At 72.6% G+C, this 19,674-nt stretch carries 14 protein-coding genes; 13 read left to right on the forward strand and 1 reads right to left on the reverse strand.

Annotated elements, in window-relative coordinates; all coding sequences use genetic code 11:
* The first annotated feature begins 19 nt into the window (after window positions 1-19).
* The 6 genes from arfA to AC3A46_RS08855 all read left to right on the forward strand — a co-directional run bounded on the left by arfA (window position 20) and on the right by AC3A46_RS08855 (window position 8,714).
* Window positions 20-1,552, forward strand: a complete 1,533-nt coding sequence (gene arfA / locus AC3A46_RS08830) for an arabinosylfuranosidase ArfA (protein WP_487664827.1) — start codon at window positions 20-22, stop codon at window positions 1,550-1,552.
* 83 nt (window positions 1,553-1,635) lie between these two features.
* Window positions 1,636-3,834, forward strand: a complete 2,199-nt coding sequence (locus AC3A46_RS08835; RefSeq protein ID WP_487664828.1) for a beta-galactosidase — start codon at window positions 1,636-1,638, stop codon at window positions 3,832-3,834.
* 28 nt (window positions 3,835-3,862) lie between these two features.
* The gene (locus tag AC3A46_RS08840) at window positions 3,863-5,167 is read left to right on the forward strand and encodes an alpha-galactosidase (protein WP_487664829.1); all 1,305 of its coding nucleotides are present in this window, start codon (window positions 3,863-3,865) and stop codon (window positions 5,165-5,167) included.
* A 145-nt stretch (window positions 5,168-5,312) separates the two neighbouring features.
* Window positions 5,313-6,515: a Gfo/Idh/MocA family protein gene (locus AC3A46_RS08845; RefSeq protein WP_487664830.1), complete on the forward strand. Its 1,203-nt coding sequence runs from the start codon at window positions 5,313-5,315 to the stop codon at window positions 6,513-6,515.
* A gap of 11 nt (window positions 6,516-6,526) precedes the next feature.
* A complete protein-coding gene (locus AC3A46_RS08850) occupies window positions 6,527-7,744 on the forward strand; it encodes a dihydrodipicolinate synthase family protein (protein WP_487664831.1) in 1,218 nt (405 codons plus the stop codon).
* An 88-nt stretch (window positions 7,745-7,832) separates the two neighbouring features.
* Window positions 7,833-8,714: a sugar phosphate isomerase/epimerase family protein gene (locus AC3A46_RS08855; RefSeq protein WP_487664832.1), complete on the forward strand. Its 882-nt coding sequence runs from the start codon at window positions 7,833-7,835 to the stop codon at window positions 8,712-8,714.
* Window positions 8,715-8,875: 161 nt separating this feature from the next.
* Here the strand turns inward: AC3A46_RS08855 and AC3A46_RS08860 are convergent, their stop codons facing one another.
* Complete coding sequence (locus AC3A46_RS08860; protein WP_487664833.1) at window positions 8,876-11,173, reverse strand: beta-L-arabinofuranosidase domain-containing protein; 2,298 nt, start codon at window positions 11,171-11,173, stop codon at window positions 8,876-8,878.
* An 85-nt stretch (window positions 11,174-11,258) separates the two neighbouring features.
* Here AC3A46_RS08860 and AC3A46_RS08865 point away from each other — a divergent pair, with 85 nt between their 5' ends.
* The 7 genes from AC3A46_RS08865 (at window position 11,259) to AC3A46_RS08895 (ending at window position 19,298) form a co-directional block, all read left to right on the forward strand.
* Window positions 11,259-12,293 carry a LacI family DNA-binding transcriptional regulator gene (locus tag AC3A46_RS08865; RefSeq protein WP_487664834.1) on the forward strand — a complete coding sequence of 345 codons (1,035 nt, stop codon included), beginning with the start codon at window positions 11,259-11,261 and terminating at the stop codon, window positions 12,291-12,293.
* Between the two features lie 90 nt (window positions 12,294-12,383).
* Entirely contained in the window at window positions 12,384-13,394 is a 1,011-nt protein-coding gene (locus tag AC3A46_RS08870) for a LacI family DNA-binding transcriptional regulator (RefSeq protein WP_487664835.1), read from the forward strand.
* Between the two features lie 68 nt (window positions 13,395-13,462).
* A complete protein-coding gene (locus AC3A46_RS08875) occupies window positions 13,463-14,818 on the forward strand; it encodes a Gfo/Idh/MocA family protein (RefSeq protein ID WP_487664836.1) in 1,356 nt (451 codons plus the stop codon).
* Complete coding sequence (locus tag AC3A46_RS08880) at window positions 14,815-15,789, forward strand: NAD-dependent epimerase/dehydratase family protein (protein ID WP_487664837.1); 975 nt, start codon at window positions 14,815-14,817, stop codon at window positions 15,787-15,789. The genes AC3A46_RS08875 and AC3A46_RS08880 overlap by 4 nt, the downstream gene beginning before the upstream one ends.
* Entirely contained in the window at window positions 15,786-16,685 is a 900-nt protein-coding gene (locus AC3A46_RS08885; protein WP_487664838.1) for a 5-dehydro-4-deoxyglucarate dehydratase, read from the forward strand. The genes AC3A46_RS08880 and AC3A46_RS08885 overlap by 4 nt, the downstream gene beginning before the upstream one ends.
* Complete coding sequence (locus AC3A46_RS08890) at window positions 16,682-17,806, forward strand: mandelate racemase/muconate lactonizing enzyme family protein (protein WP_487664839.1); 1,125 nt, start codon at window positions 16,682-16,684, stop codon at window positions 17,804-17,806. Before AC3A46_RS08885 ends, AC3A46_RS08890 begins: the two co-directional genes overlap by 4 nt.
* A 31-nt stretch (window positions 17,807-17,837) precedes the next feature.
* Complete coding sequence (locus AC3A46_RS08895) at window positions 17,838-19,298, forward strand: aldehyde dehydrogenase (NADP(+)) (protein ID WP_487664840.1); 1,461 nt, start codon at window positions 17,838-17,840, stop codon at window positions 19,296-19,298.
* Window positions 19,299-19,674: the final 376 nt, after the last annotated feature.

Raw genomic sequence — 19,674 nt, forward strand, 5'->3', positions numbered from 1 at the left:
ATCCGATGAAGGAGCACCCATGACCTCTTCGACCGACGCGACCGCGCGGCTCGACCCGCACTACGAGATCGCCGACATCGACCGCCGCCTGTTCGGCGGGTTCGTCGAGCACCTCGGCCGCCACATCTACGACGGCATCTTCGAGCCGGGGCACCCGTCCGCCGACGCCGACGGCTTCCGCACCGATGTGATCGAGCTCGTGAAGGAGCTGGGCGTCTCGACCATCCGCTACCCCGGCGGCAACTTCGTGTCGGGCTACCGCTGGGAGGACGGCGTCGGCCCGGTCGCCGAGCGCCCGCGCCGCCTCGACCTCGCGTGGCACTCGACCGAGACCAACGAGGTCGGGCTGCACGAGTTCCAGACGTGGCTCGACCGCGTCGGGAGCGAGCTCATGCTCGCCGTCAACCTCGGCACCCGCGGGACGCAGGAGGCGCTCGACCTGCTCGAGTACGCCAACGCCGACACGCAGACCGCCTGGACCGACCGGCGGGCCGAGAACGGCCGCGAGACGCCGTTCGGCGTGAAGATGTGGTGCCTCGGCAACGAGATGGACGGCCCGTGGCAGGTCGGGCACCTCAATGCGGAGGACTACGGCAAGCTCGCGTCGCGCACCGCGAAGGCCATGCGCATGATCGACCCGGGTGTCGAGCTCGTGGCCTGCGGGTCGTCGGGTCGCGGCATGCCGACGTTCGGGTCGTGGGAGCGCACCGTGCTCGAGCACACGTTCGACGACGTCGAGTTCATCTCGTGCCACTCGTACTACCAGGAGCACGACGGGAACGCGCAGGAGTTCCTCGCGTCGGGCGTCGACATGGCGCGCTTCATCGAGTCGGTCGCAGCGATCGCCGACACGGTCGCGGCGACCAAGAAGAGCGACAAGCGCATCATGATCTCGTTCGACGAGTGGAACGTCTGGTACCTCCACAACGCCGACGGCAGCGAGTCGGGCCACGAGTTCAAGGGCGGCGCCTGGCCGGTCGCGCCGCGGCTACTCGAGGACAAGTACCACGCCCTCGACGCCGTGGTGTTCGGCGACCTCATGATCACGCTGCTGCAGCACGCGGACCGCGTGCGCTCGGCATCGCTCGCGCAGCTCGTCAACGTGATCGCCCCGATTATGACCGAGCCGGGCGGCCCCGCGTGGCGGCAGACCACGTTCTTCCCCTTCTCGATCACGTCGCGCCTCGCCCACGGCCGCGCTGTGCGCGTGCCGGTGTCGGCCGGTTCGTTCACGAGCGAGAAGCTCGGCGAGGTCGAGTCGGTGAACGCCGTCGCCACGATCGACGACGAGGGCGTGTCGCTGTTCGTCGTGAACCGTTCGACGACGGATGCCGCGGACCTCCGCGTCGACCTCGCTCCGCTGGTGCGCTCTCTCGGCCGCGAGGTCGCGATCGTCGAGTCGCACCTGCTGCACGAGGACGACCTGTACGCGGCGAACACGCTCGAAGACCCTGAGCGCGTCGGTGTGCGCGAGGCCGAGGCATCCGTCGACGGCGAACTGCTGTCGCTGGCACTGCCGGCCGTGTCGTGGACGGCGATCCGGCTCGCGTGAGCGCCGCGTCGACCTTCTCCACGGAGACACGGATGCTTCGTGCCGACCTGACCGGACAGCCCCGCGAAACGCTGCTCCCTGCCATGGCCAACACGGAGGACGTGCGCCCGGGACTCTCCCTCACCAGCCGCGCGCTGCTGCGTGACGGCCGGCCGTGGCTGCCGGTGTCGGGCGAGCTGCACTACACGCGCGTGCCGCGCGAGCGATGGACCGAGCGGCTGCGGCTGATGCGCGCCGGCGGCATCTCGGTCGTGTCGACCTACGTGTTCTGGCTGCACCACGAGCCGGAGCGCGGTCAGACCCGCTTCGACGGGCGCTACGACGTCGCGGCCTTCGTCGACGCCGTGCGCGCCGAGGGCCTCGAGATCATCCTGCGGATCGGGCCGTGGGCGCACGGCGAGATGCGCAACGGCGGCTTCCCCGACTGGGTGCAGCAGCTGCCCGTGAAGCATCGCACCGACGACGCTGCGTACCTCGAGCTGGTTGCGCAGTGGTTCGGCCGGCTCGCGGCCGCGCTCGACGGCCGCTGCACGCCCGACACCGTGCTCGGGATCCAGCTCGACAACGAGCTGTACGACCAGCCCGGCCACCTCGTCACCCTCAAGCGGCTGGCCCGCGAGGCCGGTTTGTCGGCGCCGCTGTGGACCGCGACGGCGTGGGGCGGCGCGGATCTGCCCGACCCCGAGGTCCTTCCACTGTGGGGCGGGTACGGCGACGGCTTCTGGGTCGACCCCGGCGAGCCGTGGGACCCGACGTTCCGCGCGCACTACTTCTTCTCCGACACCTGGGACGATCCCGGCATCGGCGCCGACGTGCGCGGCGAGGAGGCCGGCCACCGCGCCGAGCTGTCGCCGTGGTTCCCCGCCGCCACGTGCGAACTCGGCGGGGGCATGGCCACGGCCTACCACCGCCGACCGCGCCTGGACGCGCTCGACATCGCCGCCGTCGCGCACGCCAAGCTCGGCAGCGGCTCGGCGTGGCAGGGCTATTACATGTACGCCGGGGGCACGAACCCCGGGCCGGGTCTCGAGGAGACGCAGGCCACGGGCTACCCCAACGACATGACGCGGCTGAGCTACGACTTCCACGCGCCGATCGGCGAGTCCGGCCGCACGGCGCCGAGCCATGCGGCCCTGCGCCTGCAGCACGCGTTCGTCGAGGCGTTCGGCGAGCGGCTCGCACCGATGGCGTCGTATCTGCCCGAGGTGCGACCGTCGGGCGTCGACGACGCCGAGACCCTTCGCTGGGCCGTGCGCGCCGACGACGGCTCGGGGTTCGTCTTCATCGGCCGGCACCAGCCGCATGTGCCGCTGCCGGCGTATCGCGGCGCACGCCTCAGCGTCGACACGAGCCGCGGCGCGATCGAGCTGCCGAGTGCGCCGGTCGACATCCCGCCCGGCACCCTCGCACGCTGGCCGCTCGGTCTCGAGGTCGGCGGCGTCACGATCGACTGGGCCACGGCGTCCGCCGTCACCGTGCTGGCGGAGTCGGCGGGCACCCCGCCGACGCTCGTCCTCATCGAGGACGCCGGCATCCCCGTGGAGGTCGCTCACAACGGCTCCGCCCACGCCGCCACGCCGGGTGCCGCGCCGGTGCGGGTCGAAGGGGCCGACGGCGCTGCGCTCGACGTGCTCGTGCTTCCCGCCGCGGAGGCCTCGCGGGTATGGGTCGTCGACGCGGCGGCGGGCGGGCGACGCCTCTTGGTCTCATCGGACGAGCTCACGTGGGACGCCGCAGGCCGCGTGCGGGTGCGCACGAGCGGTGACGCCCCCGACGTACGGGAGTACGTGGGCGGATCCTGGCGCGCGCCGGACAGGGAGCATCTGGACGGAACCCCGGTCACAGCCTCCGTCCCGTTCCGTCTCCTCCGCGAGGCGACCTCTCCGTCCGGGGAGTACGGCGCGCGCGACGGCCGGCAGGCCGCGCCCGACGACACGGTGCTCGACGCCCACGCGGCGGTGTACCGGCTCGAGATTCCCGAGGGCCTCGATGCCGACGCCGTGCTCCGCGTGCGCTGGGCGGGCGACATCGCGCAGCTGCGCGTCGACGGCGCGACCGCGACCGACCGGTTCTGGGACGGCTCCGAGCTCGTCGCGAACCTCCGCGACATCGGCGCCGGCCCCGACAGCCACGTCGAGCTGCACATCCTCCCCCTGCGCCGCGACACCGGCGTGCATCTGCCGGCGGACGCCGCCGCCCGCCTCGCGGCGTCGACCGACGGGCTGTGCGAGCTCGCCGATGCCCGCATCGACCAGCGCGCTCTCTGGTGCGAGAGCCGCTGAGCGCCACGACAAGGAAGACGAGACAGCGATGACGCTGCGCAAGACCGCCACCCCGCCGATGGGCTGGAACAGCTGGGACTGCTACGGCACGACCGTGACCGAGGCCGAGGTGCTGGCCAATGCCGAGTTCATGGCCGAGCACCTGCTCCCCCACGGCTGGGACACGATCGTCGTCGACATCGACTGGGCGGACCCCACTGCCCGGTCGCACGGCTACAACGAGTCCGCACCGCTGGTGATCGACGAGTTCGGGCGCGTCCAGCCGGACCCGGTGCGCTTCCCTTCGGCAGCGGGCGGTGCGGGCTTCGGGCCGCTCGCCGAGCGCATCCACGAGCTGGGACTGAAGTTCGGCATCCACATCATGCGCGGCATCCCGCGGATCGCGGTCGATCGCGACCTGCCGGTACTGGGCGTCGAGGCCACCGCGGCCGGGATCGCCGACCCGGCGAACGCCTGCGAGTGGAACCCGCACTACGTCGGTCTCGACCACGGCATGCTCGGCGCGGCGGCCTACTACCACTCGATCGCCGACCAGTACGCGCTGTGGGGCGTCGACTTCATCAAGGCCGACGACATGCTGTGGCCGTACCAGTCCGCCGAGATCGAGGCCCTCTCGACCGCGATCGAGACCGCGCCGCGCGAGATCGCGTTGTCGCTGTCGCCGGGCCGTGACCTGTCGGCCGCCCATCTCGAGCACCTTCGCGAGAACGCCACGATGTGGCGCATCTGCGACGACCTGTGGGACCGGTGGGAGGACGTCGAAGCGAACTTCGCACGACTGGCCCGCTGGGCGCCGTTCGCCGGCCCCGAGGGCTGGCCCGACGCCGACATGCTGCCGCTCGGCCGCATCGGCGTCCGCGCCGAGCGCGGCGAGCCGCGCGAGGGCGCGCTCACGCTCGCCGAACGCCGGACCCTCGTCACGCTGTGGGTTATGGCGCGATCCCCGCTCATGATCGGCGGCGATCTGCCGACGAGCACGCCCGAGACGATCGCACTGTTCCAGAACGACGACGTGCTCGAGATCCTGCGGGACTCCACGGGCAACCGCGAGCTGCTGCGCGAGCGGGACCTCGTGATCTGGACAGCCGAGCGCGGCGACACGCGCTGGGTCGCCGTCTTCAACACCGCCGACGAGGCGCGCGAGGTGCCTTTCGACACCCGCTCCCTCGGGCTGGGTCCCGCGCCGAGGGCGGTCGTCGACGTCTGGAGCTCAGCATCCCGGCCCGTCCAAGCCGTGCACGAGCAGTCCGATGCCGCGCGCAGCGTCGCACCCGGCAGCTCGGTCCTGCGGGTCTCGCTCGAGCCCCACGGATGTGTGCTCTTGCGCGCCTGAACAGACGGTGATCGGATGCTGCTGGGAAAGCGCTTGCGCCGCGTCCGATCCCGTGTCACACTATTGGAAAGCGTTTACCCGCTCCCTTCCGGTCCCGACCGTGAAGCCGGGTACCCACAGCCTTCAGAGCAGAAAGCAGGACCCCATGACTGACACGACTCTCGCCCCGGCCTCGGCCGAGGCATCCGTCCGTCCCGCCGTGCGTGAGATCGGCATCATCATGAACGGCGTCTCGGGCCGCATGGGCTACCGCCAGCACCTGGTGCGCTCGATCCTCGCGATCCGCGAGCAGGGCGGCATCGAGCTGCCCGACGGCACCAAGGTCACCGTGAAGCCGCTCCTCGTCGGCCGCAGCGAGGCCAAGCTCGCCGAGCTCGCCGCCAAGCACGGCATCGAGGACTACACGACCGACCTCGACGCCGCCCTCGCCGACCCGCGGTGGGAGATCTACGCCGACTTCCTCGTGACGAAGGCCCGCGCCTCGGCTCTGCGCAAGGCGATCGCCGCCGGCAAGACGATCTACACCGAGAAGCCCACCGCTGAGACGGTCGACGAGGCCCTCGAGCTCGCGAAGCTCGCGCAGGAGGCGGGCGTCAAGACGGGCGTCGTGCACGACAAGCTGTACCTCCCGGGCCTGCAGAAGCTCAAGCGCCTCATCGACTCGGGCTTCTTCGGCCGCATCCTCTCGGTGCGCGGCGAGTTCGGCTACTGGGTCTTCGAGGGCGACTGGCAGCCCGCGCAGCGCCCCTCGTGGAACTACCGCGCCGAGGACGGCGGCGGCATCATCGTCGACATGTTCCCGCACTGGAACTACGTGCTCGAGAACCTGTTCGGCGAGGTCAAGACGGTCTACGCGCAGGCCGCCGTGCACATCGCTGACCGCTGGGACGAGAAGGGCGAGCACTACACCGCCACCGCCGAGGACGCCGCCTACGGCATCTTCGAGCTCGAGGGCGACATCGTCGCGCAGATCAACTCGTCGTGGACCGTGCGCGTGAACCGCGACGAGCTCGTCGAGTTCCATGTCGACGGCACGCACGGCTCGGCCGTCGTGGGCCTGTTCGGCGCGAAGATCCAGCACCGCAACGCCACCCCGAAGCCGGTCTGGAACCCCGACCTCGCCGACGACCACGACTACGACGCCGACTGGGCCGAGGTCCCCGTGAACGACGTGTTCCAGAACGGCTTCCGCCAGCAGTGGGAGGAGTTCCTCGTCTCGTATGTCGAGGGCACCGAGTACGAGTTCGACCTGCTGTCGGGCGCGCGCGGTGTGCTGCTCGCCGAAGCCGGCCTGCGGTCGAGCCGCGAGGGCCGCAAGGTCGAGCTGCCCACGCTGTCGCTGGACTGATCGGACGACGGATGCCGAAGCTCACACTTCTCTCCGAGGCCGGAGCCCTGACCCCCGTCGAGCTGAACGAGTCGCCGGGCTACACCAAGCCCGAGGGTCCGCTGCAGAGCCGCGTGGCGTATGCCGCCGCGCACGTCGTGCCGAAGACCTGGGCTGACAACACCCCCGGTCAGCCGGCCGAGGTCGACTGGGACGCGACGCTGGACTTCCGCCGCGCGGTGTACTCGTGGGGTCTGGGCGTCGCCGACGCCATGGACACGGCGCAGCGCAACATGGGCCTCGACGCCGCCGCGACGCGCGACCTCATCGCGCGATCGGCCGAGGTCGCCCGCGAAGAGGGCGGGTCGGTCGTGGTCGGGGTCAACACCGATCACGTCGAGGCCGAGCGCATCTCGCTGCAGCTGGTCTCAGACGCCTACAAGGAGCAGCTCCACTTCACCGAGGAGCAGGGCGCGGGCCCCGTTCTCATGGCGTCGCGCCACCTGGCGCGCGTCGCACAGTCGGCCGACGACTACCGCCACGTCTACCGCGAGGTGCTGCAGTCGGCGACCGTGCCGGTCGTGCTCCACTGGCTGGGCACCGCGTTCGACCCGGCGCTCGAGGGCTATTTCGGCTCGGCCGACTGGCGCGAGGCGTCCGCGGTCCTCCTCGAGATCATCGAGGAGAACGTCGACAAGGTCGCGGGCGTCAAGATGAGCCTGCTCGACGCGGCCTCCGAGGTGTCGGTGCGCGAGCGCCTGCCCGAGGGCGTGCGCATGTTCACCGGCGACGACTTCAACTACGTCGGCCTCATCGGCGGCCAGGACGTGCCCGACGCGACGCAGCCGGAGCGCAACCCCGAGAGCCCGCGTCAGCACTCCGATGCCCTCCTCGGCGCGTTCGCGGCGATCACGCCGGTCGCATCGGCCGCGATCCAGGCGCTCGACGCCGGCGATCCCGCCCGGTACCTCGAGATCCTCGGCCCGACCGAGGAGCTCAGCCGGCAGGTGTTCGCCGCGCCGACCTTCTACTACAAGACCGGCGTCGCCTTCCTGTCGTGGCTGAACGGCCACCAGCCGGCGTTCCAGATGGTCGGCGGGCTGCACTCGGCGCGGAGCCTTCCGCACCTGTCGCGCATCGTCGAACTCGCGAACTCGTCGCTCGCCCTCGAGCGTCCCGAGCTCGCGGCGATCCGCTGGCACGGGATGCTGCGCCACAACGGCATCGATGTTCCCGGGGTGATCGCGTGAGCGCGGCCACCGCCATCGCCTTCCGAGTGTGGTCGCCTGCTGGCGCGTCGGCGGCCACACTCGGAGCACGCCTGAAGGAGGGCCGCGCATGAACGCCCCCGACCCCCGCCTGTCGATCAACCAGGCCACCATCAAGCACGCCGACCTCGCGACCGCCCTGCGCGTGACCGCTGAGGCGGGTGTGCAGGCAATCGGCCTGTGGCGCGAGCCGGTGCAGGAGGTCGGCCTCAGGACCGCGGCCTCGATGCTGACCGACTCGGGCCTGCGCTTCACGACGCACTGCCGCTCGGGCTTCTTCACGATGCCGGAAGGCCCCGCGCGCCGCGCGTCGATCGACGACAACCGCGTCGCGATCGAAGAGGCCGCGACGCTCGCTGCGGCGGGCGCCGAGGGGTCCACCGCGATCCTCGTGCTCGTCGCCGGCGGCCTGCCCGAGGGGTCCCGTGACCTCGTGGGCGCGCGCGAGCGGGTGCGCGACGCCATCGGCGAGCTGGCACCGGATGCTGCGGCCGCGGGCGTCACGCTCGCCATCGAGCCGCTGCATCCGATGTACGCCTCCGACCGCTGCGTCATCTCGACGCTCGGGCAGGCGCTCGACATCGCCGCGGACTTCGATCCGGCCGTCGTGGGCGCCACCGTCGACACGTTCCACATCTGGTGGGATCCCGACGTGCTGGCCTCGATCGAGCGTGCGGGCCGCGAGGGCCGCATCGCGACGTACCAGGTGTGCGACTGGAAGACGCCCCTCCCCGCGGACGTGCTACTCGGCCGCCACTACCCGGGCGACGGCGTCATCGACCTCGGCTCGCTGACCGCCGCCGTCGAGGCGACCGGCTACGACCGCGACATCGAGGTCGAGATCTTCAACGCGGAGATCTGGGCCACCGACCCGCTCATCGCCGTGCAGCGCACGGCCGCCGGGTTCGCAGCATCCGTCTCGCCCTCCCTCCGCGCCCGCGTAGCGGGCTGACGGCGCTTCCGCGAGCTCACAAGCGCCCGCGGGCACGCCGACCCACCGGCGTCCCCGCGGGCGCTTCGTCATCACCGCCCACCCCTGTTCCGCAGTCTCGTTCGGCGAATCCGCGACGAGCGAAGTCACCGAACGAGACTGCGGAACAGGGTGTGTCGGGATCAGCGGTCGGATGCCGCCGACAGCAGCCGGAGCTCGCGCAGGCGGGGCGTCACCGAGCCCGCGGCCTCGAGGCGCACGGGAAGCTCCACCGTGCCGGTCGCAGCGCCGAGCGGCACCTCGCGGGTCCCCTCACCGGACCCTGCGGGCACCGGCTCGTCGAGGACCACGGCTGCGCCGACGGTGATCCGCAGGTGCGCGTCGTCGTCGCCGCCCAGCCACGAGACACGCAACGTCTCGGCGGTGCCGCTCCAGTCGCGGAGCGTCAGCGTGATCACGCCCCGTGTGCGGCGCCAGCGGGCGTCGCCGTCGACGCCGATCTCCTCGTCTGATGCGGTCAGTGCGTGATCGGACTCGGGCTGCTGTTCGCCGAACGTCACGAGGTCGCGCGTGCGGGCCTCGAGGCCGAGCGACGCGGCGTCGATCCGCTCGAGCGCCGCGCGGCGGGCGGCGACGGATCCCGCATCGGTCCCCTCGGCGAGTGGCCACGACAGCGTGTAGCGCGCGTCGTGGATCCCGGCGAACGGCTCGAGGTCGACACTGCCGCCGTCGGCGGTGGGCACCCGCAGCCGGCCGCCCCCGAGTCGGACGCTGTGCTCCAAGGAGTCGGCCGCGAGCACCGGCGTCTCGGCGAGCGGGCGCAGCGCGCCGACGGCGATGTGCCCCATGCGGGCGCCCGAGCCGCGGTACGCGACCGTGTCATCGGGCACGCGCTGCGCCAGCACGTCGGGTCCGTCTACGATCCACGCCCAGGGCGAGCCGTCGGCCGGGCGCTCGAACCGGAGCCTGCGGGGCAGCGCGAGGCGCACGACCGACGCACCGGCGCCGAGGTCGACGCGCAGGCGCGTCCCCGACGCGGCGGTCGCAGCATCCGTCGTCGCGGCGCCGTCGGTGCGGACCCCGACGTCGCCGGCCCAGTCGGGAACGAGCACGGCGAGGTGCGTCGGCCGCTCGGTGCGGACCTCGAGGGCGGCGTGCACGACGGCGGGATCGGAACTGTCGTCGACCTCGATCGCGACCTCGAGGCCGTCGGTCTCGAGCCGTGACGGCACGAGGGCGTTCACGTTCACCTCGGAGCCGGCGACGGAGAACACGAGCGCGCCGTGGCGCGCCTGTGCCTCGAAGCCCGATCCCATGCAGCACCAGAAGCCCTCGGCCTCTGGCGAGTAGACGCGGTAGTGCGCGGGCCGCTGCGGCGTGAAGTACACGAGTCCGCCGTGGCCGGGATGCTGCGCGGAACGCAGGTGGTTGGCCCGGGCCCGCTCGGCCCACAGCAGGTAGGCGTCGTCGCCGGTGAGGTGGTGCAGCTCGGCCGCGAGCTTGACCATGTTGTGCGTGTTGCAGGTCTCGGGGCCCTCACGGGCGATGAACATGCTCGCGAAGCCCTGCGGGAAGTGCTCGCGCACGCTGTCGCCGCCGATCGCAGCGCTGCGGTGGCGCGCGACCCGGTCGAAGAACACGCGCGCGGCGGCGCCCTCGCGGGCCTCGATGTCGGGCAGCAGCTCGGGCGCAAGCGTGCGCGCCGCACGCTCGATGGTCGCGAAGCCCACGACCACCGGGATCTGGGTGTTGGCGTGCAGTCCGTCGAGCTCGTCGCGGCCGGCCGCGAGCGGCTCCACGAGCCCGCGCCGCGCGAACCGGCGCGCGAGCCGCAGGTACGCAGCATCCTGCAGCACCAGCGCCAGTCGCGCGAACGCCTCGGTCATGCCGCCGAACTCGCACTCGAGGATGCGCGCGAACGCCTCGTCGTCGAGGTCGCCCGCAGTGCGCAGCCACCAGGCGCCCAGGTGCTCGAGCGTCTCGCGCGCGGTCGGGTCGCCGGTCAGCTCGACGGCGTCGACGAGCCCCGCGAGGATCTTGTGCAGGTTGTACAGCGGCACCCACCGGCCGTTGAGGTGGAACGCCCCCACCTCGACGCGCCCCGCGCGCAGTTCGTCCCACAGGGCCTCACCGTCGGGCACGCCACCCACATAGCCCGATCCCTTCGCGAGCTGGCATTCCCGGATGCCGCGCACCAGCGTCTGCGCGAGAGCCGCCGCACCCGCGTCCCCCGCAGCGGCCAGCGTGCTCGCCGCCGACAGCACGTGCCCGGCCGTGTGGCCGTCGAGGCCGTCGGACTCCCACCCGCCGTAGTTCTCGGCCCGCGCGGGGAGCCCGGCCTCGCGACGGAAGGGCGCGAGAAGCCGCTCGGGGTCGAGCCGCTGGAGCGTCGCGGCGACGGTGCGCTGCGCGTCGAGATCGGCGCCGGCGAGGCGCACCTCGGAGGCGGAGGCGAACTGCGGCATTGCAGTGCGGGGCATGTCGGTCCTCAACTGGGGAAAAGGAGGGGGGAAATCGCTTCCCAATCTATCGCCGGAACCGGACACAGGCTCTAGACTCTGGCCTGTGAGCGACATCATCGCGCCTACCCGAGGCGCCGCCACCCTTCACGATGTCGCGCGCGAGGCCGGGGTCTCGCTCGCGACCGCGTCACGGGTGCTCAACGGCTCGACGCGAAAGGTGGCCGAGAGCTACCGCGAGCGCGTCGAGACCGCCGCCGAGAAGCTCGGCTACACGGCCAATCTCTCCGCCCAGGCCACCGCGCGAGGCACCGCCGCCATCGTCGCGCTCCTGGTCGCCGACATCGCCGACCCCTATTTCGGTCAACTCGCCTCCGGCGTCGCGCGCGGCGCCGACGAGGCCGGCCTCGTCGTCACGATCGCGATCACCGAGCGCGATCCGCAGCGCGAGGTCAAGCTGGTGCGGGCCCTGCGCGGCCAACGACCGCGCGGCCTGATCCTCGCGGCCTCCCGCGTCGAGGGCCCCGACGCCGTCGGGCTGCAGGGCGAGCTCGAGGCGTTCTCGAACATGGGCGGCCGCGTGGTCGTCGTCGGCCCTGGCGGCGGCACCGCCCGTTCGGTCGCGGTCGACAACCGCGGGGGCTCGGCGGCATTGGGCGCCGAGCTCGCGCGGCTGGGCTATCGCGACGCGATCGTGGTCGCGGCATCCGAGGGCATCCGCACGTCCGATGACCGCCTCGAAGGCTTCACCGAGGGCTTCACGGCCGCGGGCGGAAGCGTCCGCGAGGTACGGCGCACCGGGTTCACGCGCGACGCCGGCTATACGGCCGCGTCGGAGCTGCTCGAAGGCGACGTGCCCGCGGGCACCCTGATCTTCGGCATCAGCGACGTCGTCGCGATCGGCATCATGTCGGCCGTGCGCGACGCCGGGCGCCAGGTCGGCGCCGACATCGCAGTCGCGGGTTTCGACGACATCGCCACGGGCCGCGACATCCGTCCCGGTCTCACGACCGTGCGCGTGCCCCTCGAGGATCTCGGCTACCGCGCCCTGCAGGCCGCCACCGACCCGGAGTGGGAGGCGGCCGAGCCGCAGCTGCCGCTCGAGGTGATCGTGCGGGGCAGCACGCCGCCCCGCGGCTGACAGGCACGAAGGCCGTCACCGGCGGCGATATGGCCGGGTGAGGAAACGCTTCCGGGTAGGCTGAGCGCGCCGAGACCCAGGGAGACACGGATGCCTCGACCACCCCGCGCCGATCGCTCGACGCGCGCGACCATCGCCGACGTCGCCGCCAGAGCGGGGGTGTCGCTGTCGACGGTGTCGCGCGCGCTCAACGGCAACCCCACCGTCGACCCGGCGCTCGCCGAACGCGTGAAGGCCGCCGCCGCGGAGCTCGACTACACCGCGAGCCCGGTCGCGCGCAGCCTCGTGCTGGGTCGCACGCAGACCGTCGCGGTGGTCGTCCCCGATCTCGGCAACCCGACGTTCCAGGCGATCCTGCGGGGACTCAGCCACGCCGCCGCGGCCGACGACTACCACGTCCTCGTCGCCGACTCGGCGGAGTCCGTCGAAGAGGAGCGCGTGCTCGCAGGTACGACACGGCGGCGCACCGACGGCGTGATCCTCTGCGCGCCGCGCCTGCCGCAGGACGAGCTCGACCGGCTCGTCGGCGGGCTGCGGCCGGTCGTGCTCATCAATCGCGCCGCGGGCGACGTGCCGCACGTGCGCGCCGACTACCGCACGGCGCTGGCCGCCGAGCTCGCCCACCTCCACGGGCTCGGGCACCGGCGCATCGTCTTCCTCGCCGGCGCACCGGGCAGCGTGGCCAACACCGCGCGCCTCGAGGCGATCGCGTCGTTCGCCGCCGAGCATCCCGAGACGCACGTCACCGAGATCCCGTGCGGCGTCGACTTCGAGGCGGGTGCCGCCGCAGGTGCCGCCGTGCTGAAGTCGGGGGCCACGGCCGCGCTCGCCTTCAACGACCTCGTCGCGATGGGCCTCTTGAGCGCCGTGCAGGCGAGCGGATGCCGCGTACCCGAGGACCTCTCCATCGTGGGGTTCGACGACATCCCCTTCGCCCGGTACACGACTCCCCCGCTGACGACGGCGGCGGTGCCCGCGACGGAGCTCGGCGTGCAGGCCTGGGCGCGCATGCGCGAGCTGCTCGAGGGCGCGGAGCCGGGGCATCCGCTGACCGTCCTCCCCGAGCTGACCGTCCGCGGCACGACGGGCCCTGCGGCCTGATCAACTGCGGCGAGCGCTTTCCCACCTGCCGCGTGATAGTCTGAGAAAACGTTTCCTGAAGGAGTGAGATGAGCCACCGCCGGTACGCCCTCGTCGGTGCGGGACACCGCGCCCAGATGTACGTCGACGCGATCATCGGACGGTACGCAGACGACGCCGCCCTGGTCGCGATCTGCGAGCCGAACCCGGTGCGCGCGCAGTACTACGTCGATCGGGTCGTCGACGCCGGCTTCGCCGCTCCCGCGGTCTACGCGCCCGACGACCTCGAGACGATGGTCCGCGAGCAGCAGGTGGACCGCGTGGTCATCTGCGCCCGCGACGACCTGCACGCCCCGCTCATCGTGCGGGCGCTCGATGCGGGCGCCGACGTCGTCGTCGAGAAGCCGCTGACCATCGACGGGCCGAGTGCCGCGGCGATCGAGGACGCTATCGACCGCACCGGCCGGCAGGTCGTCATCACGTTCAACTACCGCTACTCGCCCCGCAACTCGGCGCTGCGTCAGGTCATCCAGGACGGCACCATCGGCGAGGTCACCTCGGTCGACTTCTCGTGGGTGCTCGACACCAAGCACGGCGCGGACTACTTCCGCCGCTGGCACCGCGAGAAGGAGCACTCGGGCGGACTGCTGGTGCACAAGGCCAGCCACCACTTCGACCTCGTGAACTGGTGGATCCGCTCCGCACCGCGCCGCGTCTACGCGTCGGGTGCGCTGCGGTTCTACGGCGCCGACAACGCCGCCGCCCGCGGCCTCGGCGACCGTCCTGCCCGCGGCACGCACGACGGCGGCGATGCCTTCGAGCTCGACCTCCGCGACGACGAGCGCCTCAAGGCTCTGTACCTCGACGCCGAGCAGCACGACGGATACCTGCGCGACCGCGACGTGTTCGGCGAGGGCATCACCATCGAGGACAACCTCGCCCTCGTGGTCGACTACGCCTCCGGCGCGACGCTCTCCTATTCGCTGAACGCCCACTCGCCCTGGGAGGGCTACCGGGTCGCGGTCAACGGCACGCTCGGCCGGGCCGAGCTCGAGGTCGTCGAACGCGGCGCCGTCCTGGCCGACGAGGGCCTGCACCCGGTGCTCGACCCGTCCGCCAGCAGCGCGGGCACGACCGGGTCGCTCCGCCCCGAGGGCGAACGCCTCATCGTGCAGCGCCACTGGGAGGCCGCCTACGAGGTGCCGCTCGCGGGCAACAGCGACGGCCACGGCGGCGGCGACGCCCTCCTGCTCGCCGACGTGTTCGAAGGCCCCGGCGACGACCCGCTCGCCCGCCCCGCCGACTGGCGCGACGGCGTCCGCTCCATCGCGGTCGGCATCGCCGGCAACCGCTCCCTCGAGACCGGCCTCCCGGTGCAGGTCGCCGACCTCGGCGTCCGCTTCCTCGCGAGCGACGCGGCGCGCGCCGAGGCCGTCCGGTCATGACGCGCATCGCCGTCACCGGCGGCGCGGGGCGCCTCGGCCGCAGCCTCGTCGCGGGACTCGCCGCGGCCGGGCACGAACTGGTCTCGCTCGACCGCGAGGTGTCCGAAGCGAGTGAGCTTCAGGGCCTCGAGCAGATCGCCGTGGATCTGACGGACACGGATGCCGCCACCCGCGCGATCGACGGCACCCGGGCCGACGCGCTCATCCATCTCGCCGCGATCGCCGTGCCGTTCAGCGCGCCCGAGGACGTCATCCTCCGCACGAACGCGACGATGGCGCTCAACGTGATGTCGGCCGGTGTGGCCGCGGGCATCCCGAAGATCGTGACGGCGTCGAGCCCGACCGTTCTCGGGTACAACTCCCCCACGGGCTGGCTCCCCGATCGGTTCCCCCTCGACGAGGAGACGACACCGAAGCCGTGGAACGCGTACGCGCTGTCGAAGCACCTCGCCGAGCAGACGATCGCGATGCTGGCGCGCCAGACCGGCGATGCCACCCGGTTCGCGGCGTTCCGGCCGTGCTACGTCATCGCCCCCGAGGAGTGGCAGGGCGCACTCACGCAGCAGGGCCACACGGTGCGCGAGCGTCTCGCCGACCCCGCGCTGTCGGCGCCCGCGCTCTTCAACTACGTCGACGCGCGCGACGTCGCCACCTTCGTCGACACCCTGCTGGTCGCACTCCCCGAGATCCCGAACGCCGAGGTGTTCTTCGTCGGCGCCGACGACGCGCTCGCCCGCCGTCCGCTCGCCGAGCTGCTGCCGCAGTTCGTGCCCGGCTCGGACGAGCTCGCGGCGGAGCTCACCGGCACGACGCCCGCGTTCTCGAACGCGAAGGCCCGGCGCGTGCTGGGCTGGCGCCCGGCCCACACCTGGCGCGGCGAGCTCGGTGAGCCCGCCGCCGGCCCCGCGAGCACGATCGGCTTCGACTCCGCCCCCACCACCGACTCCGCCCGAAAGGACGTGCTGGCGTGAACTTCGACGGCATCCTCTTCTTCCCCGTCACCCCGTTCGACGCCGACGGCCGCGTCGACGAAGGCCTGCTGCGGCAGCACCTCGACACGACCCTCGCGCACTCCCCCGGCGGCGTCTTCCCCGCGTGCGGCACGGGCGAGTTCCACGCCCTGTCGACCGACGAGGCGACGCGCGTCGTGCAGATCGCGACCGAGACCGTGGCCGGCCGCGTGCCGGTCGTCGCCGGCACCGGCGGTCCGCTCGGCCACGCGACGACCCTTGCGCGTGCTGCCGCCGACGCCGGAGCCGACGCGCTGCTCGTGCTGCCGCCGTACCTCGTCGGCGGTCCGCAGTCAGGGCTCGTGGCCTACGTCGAGGCGGTGGCGGCAGCATCCGATCTTCCCGTCGTCATCTACCACCGCGGCACCGCGCAGTACTCCGTCGACTCGGTGCGCCGCCTGGCGCAGAACCCCAAGGTCGTGGGCTTCAAGGACGGCGTCGGCGACGTCGGCCTCGCGCAGCAGATCGTGCGCGCGGTCGCGGCCGAGGGACGCGAGGACTTCGCGTTCTTCAACGGCCTGCTCACGGCGGAGCTCACCCAGGGGGCGTACCGCGGCATCGGCATCCCGCTGTACTCGTCGGCGGCGTTCGCCATGATCCCGGAGGTCGCGAACGCGTACTACCGCGCGTACGTCGACGGCGACGAGGTGCGCCGCGCCGAACTGCTCGACGGCTTCTACTCGCCGCTGGTCGCGCTGCGCGACGAGACCCCCGGCTTCGGCGTCTCGCTCATCAAGACCGGCCTTCGCCTGGGCGGCCTGCCCGTCGGATCGGTGCGCGCACCCCTCGTCGACCCGACCCCGGCGCAGGAGGCCCGCCTGGCCGAGATCCTCGAGGCGGGGCGAGCACTCCTGTGACCTCCGCCTCGCCCTCGACGGCGGCCTCGCCCCGCACCACGATCGCCTCGTTCGACGCGCGCCTCGTGCGCGTGCCGCTGACGCGGCCGTGGGCGGCCGATGTGACGTCGGTGGGCGTCGTGGCCACCCATGTCGTGCGCTCGGACGGCGCCGAGGGCTGGGGCTTCTCGTGGACGCCGCAGATCGGCGCCGAAGCGGTGCACGCCCTGCTCGCACACGACATCACGGCGTGGGCTATCGGGCGCTCGGCCGAGCCGGGCGAAGGGTGGCTGCCGCTCTGGGAGCACCTCCATGAGGCGGGTGGCGGCGGGATCACGACCATCGCGATGGCCGGGCTCGACCTGGCACTGTGGGATGCCGCGGCCCGCGCCGACGAGAGGTCGGTGGCGCAGTGGCTCGGTCCGCAGCGCGAGAGCGTGCGCGCGTACGGGTCGGGCGTGAACCTGCACTACTCGACCGCGGAGCTGGTGGCGCAGGTGCGCCGCTGGGTCGACGCGGGCTTCGACGCCGTGAAGGTGAAGGTCGGAAAGCCCGACGTCGCGGAAGACCTCGACCGCATGAAGGCCGTGCGCGAGGTTCTCGGGCCCGACCGGCAGCTCATGATCGATGCGAACCAGCGGTGGGACCTCGATCGCGCGACGCGTTCGCTCGAGGTGCTCGCGGAGGTCTCGCCGGCCTGGATCGAGGAGCCGCTGCGCGCAGACGACCTGTACGGCCATTACGAGCTGTCCAAGCGCCTGAGCGCGTCGAGCGGCATCCCGATCGCGGTCGGAGAGAACCTGCACAATGTGTACCGGTTCGACGACTTCCTCCGCACCGGCGCCGCGCAGATCGTGCAGCCGAACATCGTCCGCGTCGGCGGCATCACCCCGTTCCTCGGGATCGCGGCCATCGCGGGCGTCTACGGCGCCGCCGTGCACCCGCACCTGCTGCCCGAACTCTCTGGCCAGCTCGCCCTCGGTCTGCGCGCTGTGCCGGGAGTGCCCGAGCCCATGGCGGAGGATGTGGAGGACGCCGGCTTCGGCGCCCTCGGCGCCCTTCGCGACCCGTCGCCCGTGCGCATCGACGACGGCACCCTCACCGAGGTCCCGCACGCGGGCCTCGGCCTCCGCTTCTGTTGACATCGAATCCTCATCGGGAAGGTTCACCCTCATGACCACCACCACCACGACGAGCACGACCGAACTCGACGCCCTCGCGCAGGCCGCCGCCGCGGCGGCACCGATCTGGCGGGCGACGGATGCTGCGACCCGGGCGTCGTGGCTGCGCGCCGCCGCCGACGCGCTCGACGCGAACATCGACGAGCTCGTCGAGATCGCCGACGGGGAGACCCGCCTGGGCGAGACCCGCCTGCGCGGCGAGGTCGGACGCACCACCGGGCAGCTGCGCCTGTTCGCGACCGTCGTCGAGGAGGGCTCGTACCTGGAGCTCACGGTCGATGACGCCGACCCGTCGGCGACCCCGCCCCGCCCCGAGCTGCGCCGCATGCTGACCGGCGTCGGCCCCGTCGCAGTCTTCTCGGCGTCGAACTTCCCGTTCGCGTTCTCGGTCGCCGGCGGCGACACCGCGTCGGCCCTCGCTGCCGGCAACCCGGTCATCGTCAAGGCGCACTCGGGCCACCCCCGCCTGTCGGAGCGGACGGCGGCCATCGTCGCCACCGCTCTCGTCGAGGCCGGCGCGCCGGAGGGCTCCCTCGCGCTCGTCGAAGGCCGCGAGGCGGGCAACGCGCTGGTGCAGCATCCGTCCATCCAGGCCGCGGGCTTCACCGGCTCGCTCGGCGGCGGCCGCGCCCTGTTCGACCTGGCATCGGGGCGTCCCGATCCGATCCCGTTCTACGGCGAGCTCGGCTCGGTGAACCCCGTCGTCATCACGCGGGCCGCCGTCGCGGCGCGCGGCGAGGCGCTCGCGCAGGGCCTCGTCGGCTCGTTCACGCTCGGCGTCGGCCAGTTCTGCACGAAGCCCGGCGTCGTGTTCGTGCCTGAGGGCGCCGGGTTCGAAGCCCTCGTCGGCGGCTTCGCGACCGGTGCCGCGGGCGGCCCCCTGCTCACCGACCGCATCACCGCGGCGTTTCCGTCGGGCATCGACCACCTCGAGGCCGACCCGTCGGTGTCGGTGGTCGCCCAGGGCCTTCCGGCCGAGCCGGGGTCGGCGCAGCCGGTCGTGCTCTCGACGGATGCCGTGGCCGTCGCCGCGCGCCCCGAGACGCTGCTCGAGGAGTGCTTCGGCCCCGTGACGCTGCTGGTGCGCTACTCCTCGGACGAGGAGCTGCACGCCGCGCTCGAGGCCGTGCCGGGCTCGCTCACCGCGACGCTGCACTCCGAGTCCGGCGACCACGTCGCGGCGGTGCTCGAGGTGCTCACCCGCAAGGCCGGGCGCGTGCTGTTCGCCGGCTGGCCGACGGGCGTCGCGGTGACCTGGTCGCAGCACCACGGCGGGCCATGGCCCGCGACGACGTCGCTGCACACCTCTGTCGGCGCGACCGCGATCCGCCGGTTCCTGCGGCCGGTCGTGTTCCAGGACGCCCCCGAGGCGCTCCTCCCCGAGGCTCTGCGCGACGAGTCGCTGACGCGCCTGCCGCACCGCCGGAACGGCGTGCTCCACACCGGCCGCTGACGCGGTTCCGGGTCACGGGTTGTGCGGCGAGCACGGGGCGTTTCGACTCGCTCGTACCTCGCTCGCTCAACGACCGGACCCTGGCCACCCCGTCGAGGGCCCGGGCTGTGCGGCAGGTTCGGGGCGTTTCGACTCGCTCGTACCTCGCTCGCTCAACGACCGGGGGTCGGGCCGAACTCTTGGTCGTGTGCGGCCGGGGTCAGCGGGGATCGAGCTCGCGCGCGAGCTGAGCCCCGGCCTCCTCGAGCCACCGCGCGGTCTGGGCCATTGCTGCCTCGCCCGAGCCTGCGAGCTGCGTGAGCGACGCGGTCGCGGCGAAGCCCGAGGTGTCGGCGTCCGCCGCGATGCGGCCCGCGACCAGGGCGACCGGCACGCC

It is taken from the genome of Microbacterium sp. Soil_C_42, assembly GCF_057656735.1.